Genomic DNA, 18,606 nt, shown 5'->3' on the forward strand with positions numbered 1-18,606 from the left:
CGTCACACTTGACCAAGAACAAAATGCTGATATAATAATCAGCTCGTTTTGATTTGCACAGTAGATAGCAATATCGAACGCATTGATCTTTAACAAATTGGAAAGCCGAAATCAACAAACAAAGACAAAGCGTTTGTTTTGATTTTTTATTCTTTGCAAAGGATAAAAAATCGCTCACAAGAGAAAAGAAAACAAACACAGTATTTGGGTGATGATTGTATCGACTTAATCCTGAAACACAAAAGGCAGGATTAAGACACAACAAAGCAGTAAGCTTTATCAAAGTAGGAAATTCAAGTCTGATGTTCTAGTCAACGGAATGTTAGGCAAAGTCAAAGAAGTTCTTGAAATGATAGAGTCAAGTGAATAAGTGCATCAGGTGGATGCCTTGGCGATGATAGGCGACGAAGGACGTGTAAGCCTGCGAAAAGCGCGGGGGAGCTGGCAATAAAGCAATGATCCCGCGATGTCCGAATGGGGAAACCCACTGCATTCTGTGCAGTATCCTAAGTTGAATACATAGACTTAGAGAAGCGAACCCGGAGAACTGAACCATCTAAGTACCCGGAGGAAAAGAAATCAACCGAGATTCCGCAAGTAGTGGCGAGCGAACGCGGAGGAGCCTGTACGTAATAACTGTCGAGATAGAAGAACAAGCTGGGAAGCTTGACCATAGTGGGTGACAGTCCCGTATTCGAAATCTCAACAGCGGTACTAAACGTACGAAAAGTAGGGCGGGACACGTGAAATCCTGTCTGAATATGGGGGGACCATCCTCCAAGGCTAAATACTCATCATCGACCGATAGTGAACCAGTACCGTGAGGGAAAGGCGAAAAGAACCCCGGGAGGGGAGTGAAACAGAACCTGAAACCTGATGCATACAAACAGTGGGAGCGCCCTAGAGGTGTGACTGCGTACCTTTTGTATAATGGGTCAACGACTTACATTCAGTAGCGAGCTTAACCGAATAGGGGAGGCGTAGGGAAACCGAGTCTTAATAGGGCGATGAGTTGCTGGGTGTAGACCCGAAACCGAGTGATCTATCCATGGCCAGGTTGAAGGTGCCGTAACAGGTACTGGAGGACCGAACCCACGCATGTTGCAAAATGCGGGGATGAGCTGTGGATAGGGGTGAAAGGCTAAACAAACTCGGAGATAGCTGGTTCTCCCCGAAAACTATTTAGGTAGTGCCTCGAGCAAGACACTGATGGGGGTAAAGCACTGTTATGGCTAGGGGGTTATTGCAACTTACCAACCCATGGCAAACTAAGAATACCATCAAGTGGTTCCTCGGGAGACAGACAGCGGGTGCTAACGTCCGTTGTCAAGAGGGAAACAACCCAGACCGCCAGCTAAGGTCCCAAATGATAGATTAAGTGGTAAACGAAGTGGGAAGGCCCAGACAGCCAGGATGTTGGCTTAGAAGCAGCCATCATTTAAAGAAAGCGTAATAGCTCACTGGTCGAGTCGTCCTGCGCGGAAGATGTAACGGGGCTCAAATCTATAACCGAAGCTGCGGATGCCAGTTTACTGGCATGGTAGGGGAGCGTTCTGTAGGCCGATGAAGGTGCATTGTAAAGTGTGCTGGAGGTATCAGAAGTGCGAATGTTGACATGAGTAGCGATAAAGCGGGTGAAAAGCCCGCTCGCCGAAAGCCCAAGGTTTCCTACGCAACGTTCATCGGCGTAGGGTGAGTCGGCCCCTAAGGCGAGGCAGAAATGCGTAGTCGATGGGAAACAGGTTAATATTCCTGTACTTGATTCAAATGCGATGTGGGGACGGAGAAGGTTAGGTTGGCAAGCTGTTGGAATAGCTTGTTTAAGCCGGTAGGTGGAAGACTTAGGCAAATCCGGGTCTTCTTAACACCGAGAAGTGATGACGAGTGTCTACGGACATGAAGTAACCGATACCACGCTTCCAGGAAAAGCCACTAAGCTTCAGTTTGAATCGAACCGTACCGCAAACCGACACAGGTGGGCAGGATGAGAATTCTAAGGCGCTTGAGAGAACTCAGGAGAAGGAACTCGGCAAATTGATACCGTAACTTCGGGAGAAGGTATGCCCTCTAAGGTTAAGGACTTGCTCCGTAAGCCCTGGAGGGTCGCAGAGAATAGGTGGCTGCGACTGTTTATTAAAAACACAGCACTCTGCTAACACGAAAGTGGACGTATAGGGTGTGACGCCTGCCCGGTGCTGGAAGGTTAATTGAAGATGTGCAAGCATCGGATCGAAGCCCCAGTAAACGGCGGCCGTAACTATAACGGTCCTAAGGTAGCGAAATTCCTTGTCGGGTAAGTTCCGACCCGCACGAATGGCGTAACGATGGCCACACTGTCTCCTCCTGAGACTCAGCGAAGTTGAAGTGGTTGTGAAGATGCAATCTACCCGCTGCTAGACGGAAAGACCCCGTGAACCTTTACTGTAGCTTTGCATTGGACTTTGAAGTCACTTGTGTAGGATAGGTGGGAGGCTTTGAAGCAGAGACGCCAGTCTCTGCGGAGCCGTCCTTGAAATACCACCCTGGTGTCTTTGAGGTTCTAACCCAGACCCGTCATCCGGGTCGGGGACCGTGCATGGTAGGCAGTTTGACTGGGGCGGTCTCCTCCCAAAGCGTAACGGAGGAGTTCGAAGGTTACCTAGGTCCGGTCGGAAATCGGACTGATAGTGCAATGGCAAAAGGTAGCTTAACTGCGAGACCGACAAGTCGAGCAGGTGCGAAAGCAGGACATAGTGATCCGGTGGTTCTGTATGGAAGGGCCATCGCTCAACGGATAAAAGGTACTCCGGGGATAACAGGCTGATTCCGCCCAAGAGTTCATATCGACGGCGGAGTTTGGCACCTCGATGTCGGCTCATCACATCCTGGGGCTGTAGTCGGTCCCAAGGGTATGGCTGTTCGCCATTTAAAGTGGTACGTGAGCTGGGTTTAAAACGTCGTGAGACAGTTTGGTCCCTATCTGCAGTGGGCGTTGGAAGTTTGACGGGGGCTGCTCCTAGTACGAGAGGACCGGAGTGGACGAACCTCTGGTGTACCGGTTGTAACGCCAGTTGCATAGCCGGGTAGCTAAGTTCGGAAGAGATAAGCGCTGAAAGCATCTAAGCGCGAAACTCGCCTGAAGATGAGACTTCCCTTGCGGTTTAACCGCACTAAAGAGTCGTTCGAGACCAGGACGTTGATAGGTGGGGTGTGGAAGCGCGGTAACGCGTGAAGCTAACCCATACTAATTGCTCGTGAGGCTTGACTCTATCATTTGAAGAACTTCAAGAGATAAAAGCTTACTGACTGATTCAGTTATTACCGAATATATTGATTAAGGCTTTACCGATTTGTAACAGTTTAAGTTTGGCGGCCATAGCGAGTTGGTCCCACGCCTTCCCATCCCGAACAGGACCGTGAAACGACTCAGCGCCGATGATAGTGTGGTTCTTCCATGCGAAAGTAGGTCACTGCCAAACACCCTTTCAGAAAACCCCCGATTATTCGGGGGTTTTTGCTTTGCCCGGAAAAAATGTCGGGGATGGCGGGACAGTATCCGTACGGCGTCCGGTCGGGTTTGCGGAGGAACGGCTTGAAACTTTGGGATATTCATTTTAGAATGACCCGTTTTATCGTCGCAAGATGCGGTTTATTGTTTGCAACCCTTAAAGGAAAAACCATGAAGAAAATGTTCGTGCTGTTCTGTATGCTGTTCTCCTGCGCCTTCTCCCTTGCGGCGGTAAACATCAATGCGGCTTCGCAGCAGGAGCTGGAGGCGCTGCCGGGCATAGGCCCTGCGAAGGCGAAGGCCATTGCGGAATACCGTGCGCAAAACGGTGCGTTCAAGTCTGTAGACGATTTGACCAAGGTAAAGGGCATCGGCCCTGCGGTGCTGGCGAAGCTGAAGGATCAGGCTTCTGTCGGTGCGCCCGCACCAAAAGGCCCGGCAAAACCGGCTCTGCCCGCAGCTAAAAAATAGGGGAACCTGTAAAGGAAGGGGCATCGGCCGCCGTCGGTGCTTTTTTGTTTGGAAGGGAAATGGCTGGAAAAAGACCTGCGCTATATCGGGGAATGAATCGACGCAAAGAAAATGTCGTCTGAACATGTGTTCGGGCGGCGTTTTGTTGGGGGGTATCGGAGCGGAACGTCTGAAAAAGGGTTTCAGGCGGTCTTTGGGCGTGTGGTAACAGTCGAAAACGTGATAAGGCTACCTGAAAAGTTTGGGAGATTTTCAGGTAGTCTTTGGTATTGGGCGCAACAGACGCAGGTACAGATTAGGCGGTGTGCCGTAATCGTACGAATGCCGATTCAACCTAAGCAGACATCAGTATTTAGGAAGTGGATGTTTGATGGAGCAAAGGTTGTACGAAGGGTGGAAGGCAACCTGTGGGTGTTTGGTATGGTCGCGCTTGAAAAAACGTGTTTTAAGGGACAAATGCCGTCTGAAAATCGGTTTCAGACGGCATTTTCTGTTTATTTAAAGCAAACAGGAAAAGGCAGCAATATTCTGCAGTCTTCCTATTCACACAAGCGTTTTATAGTTAATTAAAAACAAAATAGTACAATACTCAACTTTGAAGGTCTAACCATGGCATACTCTGCGGACTTAAGAAACAAAGCTTTAAACTAGGGGCTGTACTAGATTAGCAGATATGTTACCCTCGAAATATGAAGATAACACACTGCAAATTAAAGAAAAAAGTACAGAAAGAACTGCTCCGTTTTTTTGTACTGGAAGTTACCGCCCGTTCTGCCGCCGATATTTTGGGTATCCATCCCAATTCGGCAGCACTGTTCTACCGTAAAATCCGCACGGTTATCAACCATCATTTGGCCTTGGCTGCCGATGAGGTTTTTGAGGGCCCTGTCGAGCCGGACGAAAGCGATTTCGGCGGACGGCGTAAAGGCAGACGTGGTCGGGGTGCGGCAGGAAAAGTGGTTGTCTTCGGCATTCTGAAACACAACGGACGGGTCTATACCGTTATCGTAGATAATGCCAAATCTGAAACGTTACTCCCTGTCATCAAAAAGAAAATCATGCCGGACAGTATTGTTTATACCGATAGTCTGAGCAGCTGCGACAAGTTGGACGTGAGCGGTTTCATTTATTACCGCATCAACCATTCCAAGGAATTTGCAGACCGTGAGAACCACATTAACGGCATTGAGAATTTTTGGAATCAGGCAAAACGTGTCTTGCGAAAATACAATGGAATCGATCGCAAATCTTTCCCGCTGTTCTTGAAAGAATGCGAATTTCGATTTAACTTCGGCACACCGTCTCAACAGCTTAAAATCCTGCGGGATTGGTGTGGGATTTAGGGCTAATCTAGTACAGCCCCAAATTTAAACCGGTACGGCGTTGGCTCGCCTTAGCTCAAAGAGAACGATTCTCTAAGGTGCTCAAGCACCAAGTGAATCGGTTCCGTACTATTTGTACTGTCTGCGGCTTCGTCGCCTTGTCCTGATTTTTGTTAATCCACTATATTTTAGATAATGCGTGATTTCACCGTATGGGTGTCTTACGGGAAATGGCGGAAAAATTGGGACATAAGGTATTGCCTCTTGCACCTTATTCACCTGAGCTCAACCCGATTGAGAAAGTGTGGGCGAATATTAAGCGGTATCTGCGAACCGTTTTGTCTGATTACGCCCGATTTGACGATGCACTACTGTCCTATTTTGATTTTAATTGACTATAGAACGTTGCGGCTACGCGGAAGCCGTACTCGTTGGATTTGGAGCGGCCCATTTTGGTTCTGTCGCCGTCCAAGACAATCTCACGGGGTTTGCAGATTGTTTTGTGACGGTAGTATGGATCAAACTCGAGACCGACGCTGTCGGTCAACTGTTTGCCTACATTCAGACCGATACCGACACTCCAACCTTTGGCGCTTTTGCTGACATCGCGGGAAGCACACATCTGGGTCGTCATCACTTTGGTTTTGCCGCGCAAATCTGCATATGCATCCGCCAAGGGGGTCAGGGATCATCCGTCCCCCAAATCTTGGCGGATTTCGCCATAGACTTTCAAAACAAGGTTTTCATGCTTGGTAACGGTGTTTTTCCTTATCGCCGATGATGGCTTTGCCTTTGCCGTTAGACTCGGGAATATCGGCTACCGTAACGGCGGACACGGCTGCAAGTGAGAGTGCAAGCAGGGTTTTTTCATGTTTTTCTTCCTATAATGAGGATAAATAAATGGAAAAAGTGTGGGAAATACCCGCATTCCCATTAAATCTTTTTTCAAGCAATGAGTTCTTTTTGTTTTCAACATTTTCCTTGTGTATGAAATTTTGCCGGATGTGCAGGCGGAATCGGCAGCGGGGTGTTCTGTACCGGATTGTCGTGGAAATGGGAAAACGGATGTTCCGTGCGGTTTTGTCCGAATGAATGGCGGGTATTGTTTTTATCAATCTGTTTCTTTTTCTTTGGAATAAAATTCCTAAAATATTAAAAATATGAAATTTAAAATCTATGAAAAAAGATATATCAGTTATTTTGAAATAAAATAGCTTTGTAGTAATATGTTGCACTTGTTTGTGCAAGGTAAACGATGTAACCTAAGCCGCGTATAAAAACCCATCAGGAAAGATGCAAGATGACACACCATTACCCCACAGACGATATTAAGATTAAAGAAGTTAAAGAGTTGTTGCCGCCGATTGCCCATCTTTACGAGCTGCCGATTTCCAAAGAGGCTTCGGGCTTGGTTCACCGCACCCGTCAGGAAATTTCCGATTTGGTTCACGGCAGGGACAAGCGGCTGTTGGTCATTATCGGGCCGTGTTCGATTCACGATCCGAAAGCGGCGTTGGAATATGCGGAGCGTTTGTTGAAACTCCGCAAGCAGTATGAAAACGAGCTTTTGATTGTGATGCGCGTTTATTTCGAGAAGCCGAGGACGACGGTGGGTTGGAAAGGTTTGATTAACGACCCGCATTTGGACGGTACGTTCGATATCAATTTCGGTTTGCGTCAGGCGCGCAGCCTGTTGTTGTCGCTGAACAATATGGGTATGCCTGCCTCTACCGAGTTTTTGGATATGATTACGCCGCAATATTATGCGGACTTGATTTCTTGGGGGGCAATCGGTGCGCGGACGACCGAAAGCCAAGTTCACCGCGAATTGGCAAGCGGGCTGTCCTGCCCCGTCGGCTTTAAAAACGGTACGGACGGCAATTTGAAGATTGCCATCGACGCAATCGGTGCGGCGAGCCATTCGCATCATTTCTTGTCTGTAACCAAGGCCGGACATTCCGCCATTGTCCATACCGGCGGCAATCCCGACTGTCATGTCATTTTGCGCGGCGGAAAAGAGCCGAATTATGATGCGGGACACGTCAGCGAGGCGGCGGAACAACTGCGTGCGGCAGGGGTAACCGATAAGCTGATGATAGATTGCAGCCACGCCAACAGCCGCAAGGATTACACCCGGCAGATGGAAGTGGCACAAGATATTGCTGCCCAATTGGAACAGGACGGGAGCAATATTATGGGCGTGATGGTGGAAAGCCATTTGGTCGAAGGCAGACAGGATAAGCCGGAAGTGTACGGCAAAAGCATTACCGATGCGTGTATCGGTTGGGGCGCGACTGAAGAACTGTTGGCATTGTTGGCGGGTGCCAACAAAATACGTATTGCTCGGGCAAGTTGAGATTTTTGATACGGAATATCATAAAATGCCGTCTGAAGCTTTCAGACGGCATTTTTATGGAGACGACATGACTAAAATAACCCTAATTGCGGCGTGTGCGGAAAACCTGTGCATCGGGGCGGGCAATGCTATGCCTTGGCACATCCCCGAAGATTTCGCATTTTTCAAAGCCTATACCTTGGGCAAACCCGTCATTATGGGGCGGAAAACGTGGGAATCCCTGCCCGTCAAACCCCTGCCCGGACGGAGGAACATCGTCATCAGCCGGCAGGCGGATTATTGCGCGGCAGGCGCGGAAACGGCGGCAAGTTTGGAGGCGGCATTGGCATTGTGCGCAGGCGCGGAAGAAGCCGTCATTATGGGCGGCGCGCAGATATACGGACAAGCGATGCCATTGGCGACCGATTTGCGGATAACCGAAGTGGATTTGTCTGTGGAAGGAGATGCATTTTTCCCCGCAATAGACCGGACGCATTGGAAAGAAGCAGAGCGGACGGAACGCCGTGTCAGCAGCAAAGGCACGCGCTATGCTTTTGTGCATTATTTGAGATATTGAAATATAAACTCTCTATAAAATCCCCCGCAAATGATGGGCTGAAATAGAAAATATTGTTATTCCCCCGAAGATGGGAATCCGGGATTTTAAAGTTAGGGTAATTTATCCGAAATAACAACAATCTTCCATCGTCATTCCCGCAAAAGCGGGAATCCGGAAACGAAAAGCTAAAGCAATTTATCGGAAAAAACCGAAGTTTAAAGAACCGGATTCCCGCCTGCGCGGGAATGACGAGATTTTAGGTTATGGGGATTTATTGGGAATAATGGAACAAAGAAAGCAGAAATAAGGATATAGAGGCTGTCTTTGGATTTGCGATGGTTGTCGGAGAATGCCGTCTGAAGCCGTTTCAGACGGCATTTTTCCAGCTTGAGAACGGATGCCTGCTCAAATAAGCATTGGTAAACATACCGTCGGCAGTGATTTCCCGTCCCAGCCAGTCCGGACGGTCAAAATCGGCATTCTCGTCGGGCAACTCGATTTCCGCGACGACCAAAGGCGCATTATCGCCAAGAAAAACATCGATTTCAAACAGGCTGCCGCCCCATCTGACCGGATAACGCCATTTTTCCATTTTAAACGGGCACATCGTTTCCATCATCTTTTCCGCATCGGCAAGCGGGATTTCGTATTCAAACTCACTGCGGCTGATTTCCGAAATATAGCCTTTCAGCGTCAGCCACGCCTGTTTTCCGGCAATGCGGACACGGACGGTGCGTTCTTTTTCAACAGACAGATAACCCTGCCTCAACAGCAGCGGCTCATCGGCGTATTGCCGCCAGTTGTCGTTTCCAATCAAAAAACGGCGTTCGATTTCTATCGGCATAAGATGCTCCGTCAAAACGGTTTGAACACGACCAGATACAGCGCGGCAACCATCAGCAGCACGGGGATTTCGTTGAACACGCGGTACCAGCGGTGTGAAAAAGCATTGCTGTAATCCTGAAAACGGCGCAGCAGCACGCCGCAATACAACTGGTAAGCCAAGAGCATCAAGCCCAAACACAGTTTGACGTGTACCCAGCCGCTGCCCCACCAGCCGGCGGCAAACGGTATCGCCGCGCCGAACACGACCGCGCCGAAGCCCAACGGCGACATAAAACGGTACAGCCGCACCGCCATGCCCGACAGACGCACATACTCGGGATTGCCGCGCGGCACATCAATCATCGCCATATTGACGAAAATCCTCGGCAGGTAAAACAGCCCTGCAAACCACGAAATGACAAAAAACAAGTGAAACAGCTTGAACCAAGAAAACATCATCGCCCACACCCTGCCGAAAAGCGGTATTGTACAGGCAAACCGCTTGGGAAACGTGATAAAATCAGGCGGATAAACAAATCGAATAAATCCTTACCGCAAAACGGAGGCAAAATGCTCAAATCCATCGAACTCAATTCCCACATCCGCAACCGCCTTGCAGAATATCTGAAAGGCAGGGGTATGGATTTTCAGACGGCAATGCAGGAAGAAAAAGGCAACAAAGAAATCGCCGCCATCGTCCACAGCGGTTTGCCCACTCTGGTCCGCAAACTGTATTCCGAACAAAAAATGCAGAAGTTTTTTTGGGAAAAGCGGGATTTGATTGCCGACTACATCAGCCGCCGGATGCAGGGATAGGTGGCTGAAATCTGTTTTCAGGCAAGTGAAAAGACAATATGGCAGATTGAAATTACGCTTATCGTCATTCCCGCCCGCGCGGGAATCCGACTTGTTTGGTTTCGGTTATTTTTCGTTTCGTAACTTTTGAGCCGTCATTCCCGCGCAGGCGGTAATCCGGCTTGTTCGGTTTCGGTTCTTTTTCTCGTTTCGGGTGATTTCTAAACCGTCATTCCCGCGCAGGCGGGAATCTAGGTCTTTAAACTTCGGTTTTTTCCGATAAATTTTTGCCGCATTAAAATTCTAGATTCCCGCTTTCGCGGGAATGACGGCGGAGGGTTTTTAGTTTTCCCGAAAATGCACATCATCCAAAATCCCGTTATTCCCACAAAACAGAAAATCAAAAACAGTAACCTGAAATCCCGTCCTTCCCTCCCGTGCGGGAATCCGACTTATCTGGTTTCGGTTCTTTTTCTCGTTTCAGGTGATTTCTAAACCGTCATTCCCGTGCAGGCGGGAATCCAGACCTTTAAACCCCGGACATCCCCGATAAATTCTTGCGGCATTGAAATTCTAGATTCCCGCTTTCACGGGAATGACGGCGGAGGGTTTTTAGTTTTCCCGATAAATGCACATCATCCAAAATCCCGTTATTCCCACAAAACAGAAAATCAAAAACAACAATCTGAAATTCCGTCCTTCCCGCCCGCGCGGGAATCCGACTTGTCCGGTTTCGGTTCTTTTTCTCGTTTCGGGTGATTTCTAAACCGTCATTCCCGCGCAGGCGGGAATCTAGGTCTTTAAACTTCAGTTTTTTCCGATAAATTCTTGCCGCATTAAAATTCTAGATTCCCACTTTCGCGGGAATGACGGCGGAGGGTTTTTAGTTTTCCCGAAAATGCACATCATCCAAAATCCCGTTATTCCCACAAAAACAGAAAATCAAAAACAACAATCTGAAATTCCGTCCTTCCCGCCTGTGCGGGAATCCGGCTTGTTCGGTTTCGGTTCTTTTTCTCGTTTCGGGTGATTTCTAAACCGTCATTCCCGCGCAGGCGGGAATCTAGGTCTTTAAGCTTCGGTTTTTCTTGATAAATTCTTGCCGCATTAAAATTCTAGATTCCCGCTTTCGCGGGAATGACGGCGGAGAGGTTTTTTGTTTTTCCTGATTTTTCATTGTGGTGTAGTGTGATGTAGTATATAATCATTATAATTTTAACACTTGACAAAGGAAAATTTCTCATGACACTGAAAGCAAGCAAGCAAGCAAGCAAGCAAGCAAGCAAGCAAGCAAGCAAGCAAGCGGTCGGTCGGGTTAATCTATTAACATTATCTGTTTTATCGCTGTTTTGCACGCCATATGCTTGGGGTGCGGATGAATATGATCCTGAAGTTCTTCCGCGATTCATTTTAGAAGCGGCGGAAAACAGAGATTCCCACGTTTGGCGCGGTCCGTGCAGCATATCTTTTGATTGCTTCGGTATGTTCAGAGCTCAGCTTGGTTCAAATACTCGTTCTACCAAAATCGGCGACGATGCCGATTTTTCATTTTCAGACAAGCCGAAACCCGGCACTTCCCATTATTTTTCCAGCGGTAAAACCGATCAAAATTCATCCGAATATGGGTATGACGAAATCAATATCCAAGGTAAAAACTACAATAGCGGCATACTCGCCGTCGATAATATGCCCGTTGTTAAGAAATATATTACAGATACTTACGGGGATAATTTAAAGGATGCGGTTAAGAAGCAATTACAGGATTTATACAAAACAAGACCCGAAGCTTGGGAAGAAAATAAAAAACGGACTGAGGAGGCGTATATAGAACAGCTTGGACCAAAATTTAGTATACTCAAACAGAAAAACCCCGATTTAATTAATAAATTGGTAGAAGATTCCGTACTCACTCCTCATAGTAATACATCACAGACTAGTCTCAACAACATCTTCGATAAAAAATTACACGTCAAAATCGAAAACAAATCCCACGTCGCCGGACAGGTGTTGGAACTGACCAAGATGACGCTGAAAGATTCCCTTTGGGAACCGCGCCGCCATTCCGACATCCATACGCTGGAAACTTCCGATAATGCCCGCATCCGCCTGAACACGAAAGATGAAAAACTGACTGTCCATAAAGCGTATCAGGGTGGCGCGGATTTCCTGTTCGGCTACGACGTGCGGGAGTCGGACGAACCCGCCCTGACCTTTGAACAAAACGTCAGCGGAAAATCCAATGTGGTTTTGGAACAAAATCCAAAAAATGTGAAAACGCTCGACGGACGCAAACTGATTGCGGCGAAACAAGCCGATAAAGATGCGTTTGGTTTGGATAAAACTTATAAAACCGGGCTGTACGAATTATTGCTCAAGCAATGCGAAGGCGGATTTTGCTTGGGCGTGCAGCGTTTGGCTATCCCCGAGGCGGAAGCGGTTTTATATGCCCAACAGGCTTATGCGGCAAATACTTTGTTTGGGCTGCGTGCCGCCGACAGGGGCGACGACGTGTATGCCGCCGATCCGTCCCGTCAAAAATTGTGGCTGCACTTCATCGGCGGCCGGTCGCATCAAAATATACGGGGTGGCGCGGCTGCGGACGGGCGGCGCAAAGGCGTGCAAATCGGCGGCGAGGTGTTTGTACGGCAAAATGAAGGCAGCCGGCTGGCAATCGGCGTGATGGGCGGCAGGGTCGGCCAGCACGCATCAGTTAACAGCAAAGGCGGTGCGGCAGGCAGTTATTTGCATGGTTATGGCGGGGGTGTTTATGCTGCGTGGCATCAGTTGCGCGATAAACAAACGGGTGCGTATTTGGACGGCTGGTTGCAATACCAACGTTTCAAACACCGCATCAATGATGAAAACCGTGCGGAACGCTACAAAACCAAAGGTTGGACGGCTTCTGTCGAAGGCGGCTACAACACGCTTGTGGCGGAAGGCGTTGTCGGAAAAGGCAATAATATGCGGTTTTACCTGCAACCGCAGGCGCAGTTTACCTACTTGGGCGTAAACGGCGGCTTTACCGACAGCGAGGGGACGGCGGTCGGACTGCTCGGCAGCGGTCAGTGGCAAAGCCGCGCCGGCATTCGGGCAAAAACCCGTTTTGCTTTGCGTAATGGTGTCAATCTTCAGCCTTTTGCCGCTTTTAATGTTTTGCACAGGTCAAAATCTTTCGGCGTGGAAATGGACGGCGAAAAACAGACGCTGGCAGGCAGGACGGCGCTCGAAGGGCGGTTCGGCATTGAAGCCGGTTGGAAAGGCCATATGTCCGCACGCATCGGATACGGCAAAAGGACGGACGGCGACAAAGAAGCCGCATTGTCGCTCAAATGGCTGTTTTGATGCGTCGGGAAATGTTTTGACGCACAGGCGGCACACCGGCACGGCCCCGCGCGCCGCCCCGCAAACCAATCCGAACCCTGCCGCCCCGAAGGGCGGGGCATCATGATGAAACCGGCGGAAAACCGCCGGTTTTTTGCCGCCGTTTGAAACCCGATTCTGGCTTCAGACGGCATTGTCGCGGCATCGGGCGGCAGGGTTTGGAACAGCGGCATAAAAAACTGATACAATCCGCCGATTGATAATGGTTATTTTTTATTTTTGTGGGAAGACATTTATGCCTGCACGAAACAGATGGATGCTGCTGCCTTTATTGGCAAGCGCGGCATATGCCGAAGAAACACCGCGCGAACCGGATTTGAGAAGCCGTCCCGAGTTCAGGCTTCATGAAGCGGAGGTCAAACCAATCGACAGGGAGAAGGTACCGGGGCAGGTGCGGGAAAAAGGAAAAGTTTTGCAGATTGACGGAGAAACCCTGCTGAAAAGTCCCGAATTGTTGTCCCGCGCGATGTATTCCGCAGTGGTCTCAAACAATATTGCCGGTATCCGCGTTATTTTGCCGATTTACCTACAACAGGCGCAGCAGGATAAGATGTTGGCACTTTATGCACAAGGGATTTTGGCGCAGGCAGACGGTAGGGTGAAGGAGGCGATTTCCCATTACCGGGAATTGATTGCCGCCCAACCCGACGCGCCCGCCGTCCGTATGCGTTTGGCGGCAGCATTGTTTGAAGACAGGCAGAACGAGGCGGCGGCAGACCAGTTCGACCGCCTGAAGGCGGAAAACCTGCCGCCGCAGCTGATGGAGCAGGTCGAGCTGTACCGCAAGGCATTGCGCGAACGCGATGCGTGGAAGGTAAACGGCGGCTTCAGCGTTACCCGCGAACACAATATCAACCAAGCCCCGAAACGGCAGCAGTACGGCAAATGGACTTTCCCGAAACAGGTGGACGGCACGGCGGTCAATTACCGGCTCGGCGCGGAGAAAAAATGGTCGCTGAAAAACGGCTGGTACACGACGGCGGGCGGCGACGTGTCCGGCAGGGTTTATCCGGGGAATAAGAAATTCAACGATATGACGGCAGGCGTTTCCGGCGGCATCGGTTTTGCCGATCGGCGCAAAGATGCCGGGCTGGCAGTGTTCCACGAACGCCGCACCTACGGCAACGACGCTTATTCTTACACCAACGGCGCACGCCTTTATTTCAACCGTTGGCAAACCCCGAAATGGCAAACGTTGTCTTCGGCGGAGTGGGGGCGTTTGAAGAATACGCGCCGGGCGCGTTCCGACAATACCCATTTGCAAATTTCCAATTCGCTGGTGTTTTACCGGAATGCGCGCCAATATTGGATGGGCGGTTTGGATTTTTACCGCGAGCGCAACCCCGCCGACCGAGGCGACAATTTTAATCGTTACGGCCTGCGCTTTGCCTGGGGGCAGGAATGGGGCGGCAGCGGCCTGTCTTCGCTGTTGCGCCTCGGCGCGGCGAAACGGCATTATGAAAAACCCGGCTTTTTCAGCGGTTTTAAAGGGGAAAGGCGCAGGGATAAAGAATTGAACACATCCTTGAGCCTTTGGCACCGGGCATTGCATTTCAAAGGCATCACGCCGCGCCTGACGCTGTCGCACCGCGAAACGTGGAGTAACGATGTGTTCAACGAATATGAGAAAAATCGGGCGTTTGTCGAGTTTAATAAAACGTTCTGATTGCTGTTCCTTTTCGGAGGAAACCCTGCCGGCGGCGGTATCACGGCGGGCATCGGCGGCTTTCGGGCGGTGCTTTGCGTGCCGCCGCGTGTGCGGAAACGCATTCCGGTTTTTCCGGCATAACGGCGATGCGAGGTAAAATGCCGTCTGAAACCCGATTCGGGCTTCAGACGGCATTGTTGCGGTTGCGGCGGGCGGGTTCACCAGATTCCGTCAAAGGTTTTCGTGCCGCGCCAAAATTTCCACCTGTCGGCGGGTTTGAAGGTCAGCGTACCGCCGTGTTGTCCGTCCGTGGCGATGTCCAGCCGTTTGATTTTGCCGATGCGGACGGCTTCGTAAAGCGGTGCGAACCAGCGTTCTCCCCACTGCTGCAATATTGCCGCATACCGTTCCCTGTCCCCTGTCAGGGCGGTCAGGCGCAAATCGTCCATAAACAGGATGTGGTACGCGTCGGGCAGGTGTGCCGCCGTTTCTTCATAGGCGCGGAAGTTGTCGGGCAATGCGCGGCGGTCGGGGTGGAAACGGCTCCAAACCGTATCGGCGAAAAGCGTGCCGCCTTGCGCGCCGCCGTTTGTGCCGTCCCAAAACCATAAGCCGTTCAATTCGGGCAGCCCGCGTTTCTTGCGGTTATGGTTGACGGGGTGCGCCGCCAGCCACATTTGGATTTCGGTTTGGACGCGCAGCCATTCCAACGCGTCTTCCCCGTCCGGTTGATCGTCCGCACCCAACAGTCCGCCCAAGTCCAAAACGGGCTTCGCGCCCCAGCGGTACGCGCGGGGAAGGGAAACCAGCCATAATTCGGGCAGGACGGGAACGAAACGCCACGGAATATCGCCGTAAAACGCCGACAGATCGCGGCAGAGCCGTTCCGCTTCATCCGTACCGACGTTCAGATATTCCGCCGTTAGCACATTTGCCTGATGCAGCCCCATTTTTTGCCAGACGGGCGTGGCGAGCGCGACGGTTTCAGACGGCATATTCAGGCTTTGCGCCGCGCGTTCCGCCAGTCTGCCGCACCACAAATAACGCGCGTAAAATGCCGAAGCCGTGCAGCTTTGGCGGTGCAGCGAGCCGTATTGCAGGATTTTGTTGAAGGCGGGCAGGCAGAGAGGTATTCGGGTTTCGTCTTCATCCAAATTGAGCGAGGGAATGGCGAGGGTGAGTTTCATCGTTTGACGTTTCAGAAATGCAGGTCAGGCGCAACATTATAGAGGATTCGGCGCAAACGCCGTCAAAAAGGAACAATATGGCTGTCTTCCCACTTTCGGCAAAACATCGGAAATACGCGCTGCGCGCGCTTGCCGTTTCGATTATTTTGGTGTCGGCGGCATACATTGCTTCGACAGAGAGGACGGAGCGCGTCAGACCGCAGCGCGTGGAACAAAAACTGCCGCCGCTGTCTTGGGGCGGCAGCGGTGTTCAGACGGCATATTGGGTGCAGGAGGCGGTGCAGCCAGGCGACTCGCTGGCGGACGTGCTGGCGCGTTCGGGTATGGCGCGGGACGAAATTGCCCGAATAACGGAAAAATATGGCGGCGAAGCCGATTTGCGGCATTTGCGTGCCGACCAGTCGGTTCATGTTTTGGTCGGCGGCGACGGCGGCGCGCGCGAAGTGCAGTTTTTTACCGACGAAGACGGCGAGCGCAATCTGGTCGCTTTGGAAAAAAAAGGCGGCATATGGCGGCGGTCGGCTTCTGAGGCGGATATGAAGGTTTTGCCGACGCTGCGTTCGGTCGTGGTCAAAACGTCGGCGCGCGGTTCGCTGGCGCGGGCGGAAGTGCCCGTCGAAATTCGCGAATCCTTAAGCGGGATTTTCGCCGGCCGCTTCAGCCTTGATGGTTTGAAGGAAGGCGATGCCGTGCGCCTGATTTACGACAGCCTGTATTTCCACGGGCAGCAGGTGGCGGCGGGCGATATTCTGGCGGCGGAAGTCGTTAAGGGCGGCACAAGGCATCAGGCGTTCTATTACCGTTCGGACAAGGAAGGAGGAGGGGGCGGCAATTATTACGATGAAGACGGCAGGGTGTTGCAGGAAAAAGGCGGCTTCAACATCGAGCCACTGGTCTATACGCGCATTTCTTCGCCGTTCGGCTACCGTATGCACCCCATCCTGCACACTTGGCGGCTGCACACGGGCATCGATTATGCCGCACCGCAGGGAACGCCGGTCAGGGCTTCCGCCGACGGCGTGATTACCTTTAAAGGCCGGAAGGGTGGCTACGGCAACGCGGTGATGATACGCCACGCCAACGGTGTGGAAACGCTGTATGCGCACTTGAGCGCGTTTTCTCAGGCAGAAGGCAATGTGCGCGGCGGCGAGGTCATCGGTTTTGTCGGTTCGACCGGGCGTTCGACGGGGCCGCACCTGCATTACGAGGCGCGCATCAATGGGCAGCCCGTCAATCCTGTTTCGGTCGCATTGCCGACACCCGAATTGACGCAGGCGGACAAGGCGGCGTTTGCCGCGCAGAAACAGAAGGCGGACGCGCTGCTTGCGCGCTTGCGCGGCATACCGGTTACCGTGTCGCAATCGGATTGAGACCTTTGCAATAACATAGGTTACTAAAATTTTATGCTCAATCTCATTTTCAAAATGCAAAACTTTTCTGATTTTTCCTACTTTTTGCTCAATATTAGGAAGGTTTTAGGCAATTGAAAATTTTTTGGCGCATTTTTATGCGTCAAATTTCGTTAACAGACTATTTTTGCAAAGGTCTCGGATTGAAGTTTGAACCGGCGACGAAAACAATGCCGTCTGAAAATCTGTAAACAGGTTTTCAGACGGCATTTGCAGTTGATTAAAATAAAATTAAGCCAAGGAAGCACTGCTGTCATTCCTGTACCGGCGGGAATCCGGACACCACGGCACGGAAACCCATCCGCCGTCATTCCCGCGAAAGCGGGAATCTAGAAATACAACGCGGCAGGAGTTTATCGGAAATGACTGAAACCCAACGCACCGGATTCCCGCTTTCGCGGGAATGACGAAGTGGGCGGGAATCCGGATTTATCCGTTCCGACAGTGTTTGCAAATAAAAGAAAACCCAACCGTCCCGATTTCCGGCAGGGCTGTGTTACGGATTTTGCAGCGAGGGCGCGGGGCGGTCTTGCGCCTGTTTGGTTTGCAGGGTCGTCAGTTTTTTCGTCAGCAGATTCAGAATCACGCCGTAGGCGGGCAGGAAAAACAGACCGCAGACGGTGAGTTTGAACAGGTAATCGACAAAAGCGATGCCCTGCCAGTTTGCCGCCATAAATCCATCGCTGCTTGCGTAGAAGGCAACGGCGAAAAATACCAACGTATCTAAGGCGTTGCCGATGACGGTTGATGCAGTCGGGGCAACCCACCACGCTTTCAGACGGCGTAATTTGTTGAACACAAAAATATCAAGGATTTGTCCGAGCGCGTAGGCGGCAAAACTTGCCAGCGCGATGCGTCCGACAAAGGTGTTGAATTCGGACAGCGCGCCCAAGCCCGTCCAACTGCCGTTGTGGAACAAAACGGAAAAGACGTAGGAAAGCAAAAGGGCGGGGAACATGACCCAAAAGATAATCCGCCGTGCCAAGTGCGAACCGAAAATGCGGACGGTCAGGTCGGTGGCGAGGAAGATGAAGGGAAAGGAAAACGCGCCCCAAGTGGTGTGGATGCCGGAAATTTGGAAGGGGAACTGCACCAGATAGTTGCTGGCGGCGATGATGAGGATATGAAAAAGCACCAGCCAGAAGAGTGCCTTCTGTTGCTGTGCGGCGGTAAATGCGTACATAAAA

Annotated in this window: 14 protein-coding genes, 2 rRNA genes and 1 pseudogene; 12 read left to right on the plus strand and 5 right to left on the minus strand. The window is 51.0% G+C overall.

Annotated features, from left to right (window positions below):
* The first annotated feature begins 356 nt into the window (after positions 1-356).
* The 6 genes and pseudogenes from IUJ45_RS07810 to IUJ45_RS07835 form a co-directional block, all read left to right on the plus strand.
* Positions 357-3,248: ribosomal RNA gene (locus IUJ45_RS07810) — 23S ribosomal RNA — on the plus strand.
* A gap of 96 nt (positions 3,249-3,344) precedes the next feature.
* Positions 3,345-3,458, plus strand: a 5S ribosomal RNA gene (rrf, locus tag IUJ45_RS07815).
* A gap of 35 nt (positions 3,459-3,493) precedes the next feature.
* A complete protein-coding gene (locus tag IUJ45_RS07820) occupies positions 3,494-3,958 on the plus strand; it encodes a helix-hairpin-helix domain-containing protein (protein ID WP_010981251.1) in 465 nt (154 codons plus the stop codon).
* Between the two features lie 111 nt (positions 3,959-4,069).
* Positions 4,070-4,528 (plus strand): hypothetical protein, encoded by a 459-nt coding sequence (locus IUJ45_RS07825; RefSeq protein ID WP_002233491.1) that lies wholly within the window; start codon positions 4,070-4,072, stop codon positions 4,526-4,528.
* A 119-nt stretch (positions 4,529-4,647) separates the two neighbouring features.
* Positions 4,648-5,301: an IS1595 family transposase gene (locus IUJ45_RS07830; RefSeq protein WP_002249241.1), complete on the plus strand. Its 654-nt coding sequence runs from the start codon at positions 4,648-4,650 to the stop codon at positions 5,299-5,301.
* Positions 5,302-5,465: 164 nt separating this feature from the next.
* A pseudogene (locus IUJ45_RS07835) lies at positions 5,466-5,675 on the plus strand (transposase); the annotation flags it as partial.
* On the opposite strand, the gene IUJ45_RS07840 reads toward IUJ45_RS07835, so the two are convergent.
* A complete protein-coding gene (locus tag IUJ45_RS07840; protein WP_002233493.1) occupies positions 5,657-5,914 on the minus strand; it encodes a membrane protein in 258 nt (85 codons plus the stop codon). The pseudogene IUJ45_RS07835 and the gene IUJ45_RS07840 overlap by 19 nt on opposite strands.
* 666 nt (positions 5,915-6,580) lie before the next feature.
* Here IUJ45_RS07840 and aroG point away from each other — a divergent pair.
* Together aroG and IUJ45_RS07850 are read left to right on the plus strand one after the other, a co-directional pair.
* The gene (gene aroG / locus IUJ45_RS07845; protein ID WP_002249242.1) at positions 6,581-7,636 is read left to right on the plus strand and encodes a 3-deoxy-7-phosphoheptulonate synthase AroG; all 1,056 of its coding nucleotides are present in this window, start codon (positions 6,581-6,583) and stop codon (positions 7,634-7,636) included.
* Between the two features lie 67 nt (positions 7,637-7,703).
* Positions 7,704-8,192, plus strand: a complete 489-nt coding sequence (locus IUJ45_RS07850) for a dihydrofolate reductase (protein ID WP_002249243.1) — start codon at positions 7,704-7,706, stop codon at positions 8,190-8,192.
* 349 nt (positions 8,193-8,541) lie between these two features.
* On the opposite strand, the gene IUJ45_RS07855 is transcribed toward IUJ45_RS07850, so the two are convergent.
* Positions 8,542-9,018, minus strand: a complete 477-nt coding sequence (locus IUJ45_RS07855; RefSeq protein ID WP_002218702.1) for a CYTH domain-containing protein — start codon at positions 9,016-9,018, stop codon at positions 8,542-8,544.
* Between the two features lie 11 nt (positions 9,019-9,029).
* Positions 9,030-9,458, minus strand: coding sequence for a CopD family protein (locus IUJ45_RS07860; RefSeq protein WP_002212270.1), 429 nt, complete (start codon positions 9,456-9,458; stop codon positions 9,030-9,032).
* A gap of 111 nt (positions 9,459-9,569) precedes the next feature.
* Here IUJ45_RS07860 and IUJ45_RS07865 point away from each other — a divergent pair, with 111 nt between their 5' ends.
* The 3 genes from IUJ45_RS07865 (at position 9,570) to IUJ45_RS07875 (ending at position 14,841) form a co-directional block, all read left to right on the plus strand.
* On the plus strand, positions 9,570-9,815 hold the full coding sequence (locus IUJ45_RS07865; protein ID WP_002212272.1) for a hypothetical protein: 246 nt from the start codon (positions 9,570-9,572) through the stop codon (positions 9,813-9,815).
* Between the two features lie 1,221 nt (positions 9,816-11,036).
* A complete protein-coding gene (locus IUJ45_RS07870; protein WP_197901986.1) occupies positions 11,037-13,136 on the plus strand; it encodes an autotransporter outer membrane beta-barrel domain-containing protein in 2,100 nt (699 codons plus the stop codon).
* Positions 13,137-13,377: 241 nt separating this feature from the next.
* Positions 13,378-14,841 carry a surface lipoprotein assembly modifier gene (locus IUJ45_RS07875; RefSeq protein WP_061386279.1) on the plus strand — a complete coding sequence of 488 codons (1,464 nt, stop codon included), beginning with the start codon at positions 13,378-13,380 and terminating at the stop codon, positions 14,839-14,841.
* A gap of 200 nt (positions 14,842-15,041) precedes the next feature.
* Here IUJ45_RS07875 and IUJ45_RS07880 read toward each other — a convergent pair whose 3' ends face one another.
* Positions 15,042-16,010: a hypothetical protein gene (locus tag IUJ45_RS07880; protein ID WP_002249245.1), complete on the minus strand. Its 969-nt coding sequence runs from the start codon at positions 16,008-16,010 to the stop codon at positions 15,042-15,044.
* Between the two features lie 77 nt (positions 16,011-16,087).
* Here IUJ45_RS07880 and IUJ45_RS07885 point away from each other — a divergent pair, with 77 nt between their 5' ends.
* Positions 16,088-17,380 (plus strand): DD-carboxypeptidase/endopeptidase Mpg, encoded by a 1,293-nt coding sequence (locus IUJ45_RS07885; RefSeq protein ID WP_002242291.1) that lies wholly within the window; start codon positions 16,088-16,090, stop codon positions 17,378-17,380.
* A gap of 535 nt (positions 17,381-17,915) precedes the next feature.
* Here IUJ45_RS07885 and IUJ45_RS07890 read toward each other — a convergent pair.
* Positions 17,916-18,602 (minus strand): 7-cyano-7-deazaguanine/7-aminomethyl-7-deazaguanine transporter, encoded by a 687-nt coding sequence (locus IUJ45_RS07890; protein ID WP_002245853.1) that lies wholly within the window; start codon positions 18,600-18,602, stop codon positions 17,916-17,918.
* Between the last annotated feature and the right edge of the window lie 4 nt (positions 18,603-18,606).

The organism is Neisseria meningitidis, assembly GCF_022869645.1.
GTDB lineage: Bacteria > Pseudomonadota > Gammaproteobacteria > Burkholderiales > Neisseriaceae > Neisseria > Neisseria meningitidis.

What these genes read in the sequence shown, in the direction of transcription:
- IUJ45_RS07825 (WP_002233491.1), top strand. Translation starts at nt 4,070, where the DNA reads ATGTCGTCTGAACATGTGTTCGGGCGGCGTTTTGTTGGGGGGTATCGG.
- IUJ45_RS07830 (WP_002249241.1), top strand. Translation starts at nt 4,648, where the DNA reads ATGAAGATAACACACTGCAAATTAAAGAAAAAAGTACAGAAAGAACTG.
- IUJ45_RS07840 (WP_002233493.1), bottom strand. Translation starts at nt 5,914, where the DNA reads ATGACGACCCAGATGTGTGCTTCCCGCGATGTCAGCAAAAGCGCCAAA.
- aroG (WP_002249242.1), top strand. Translation starts at nt 6,581, where the DNA reads ATGACACACCATTACCCCACAGACGATATTAAGATTAAAGAAGTTAAA.
- IUJ45_RS07850 (WP_002249243.1), top strand. Translation starts at nt 7,704, where the DNA reads ATGACTAAAATAACCCTAATTGCGGCGTGTGCGGAAAACCTGTGCATC.
- IUJ45_RS07855 (WP_002218702.1), bottom strand. Translation starts at nt 9,018, where the DNA reads ATGCCGATAGAAATCGAACGCCGTTTTTTGATTGGAAACGACAACTGG.
- IUJ45_RS07860 (WP_002212270.1), bottom strand. Translation starts at nt 9,458, where the DNA reads ATGATGTTTTCTTGGTTCAAGCTGTTTCACTTGTTTTTTGTCATTTCG.
- IUJ45_RS07865 (WP_002212272.1), top strand. Translation starts at nt 9,570, where the DNA reads ATGCTCAAATCCATCGAACTCAATTCCCACATCCGCAACCGCCTTGCA.
- IUJ45_RS07870 (WP_197901986.1), top strand. Translation starts at nt 11,037, where the DNA reads ATGACACTGAAAGCAAGCAAGCAAGCAAGCAAGCAAGCAAGCAAGCAA.
- IUJ45_RS07875 (WP_061386279.1), top strand. Translation starts at nt 13,378, where the DNA reads ATGGTTATTTTTTATTTTTGTGGGAAGACATTTATGCCTGCACGAAAC.
- IUJ45_RS07880 (WP_002249245.1), bottom strand. Translation starts at nt 16,010, where the DNA reads ATGAAACTCACCCTCGCCATTCCCTCGCTCAATTTGGATGAAGACGAA.
- IUJ45_RS07885 (WP_002242291.1), top strand. Translation starts at nt 16,088, where the DNA reads ATGGCTGTCTTCCCACTTTCGGCAAAACATCGGAAATACGCGCTGCGC.
- IUJ45_RS07890 (WP_002245853.1), bottom strand. Translation starts at nt 18,602, where the DNA reads ATGTACGCATTTACCGCCGCACAGCAACAGAAGGCACTCTTCTGGCTG.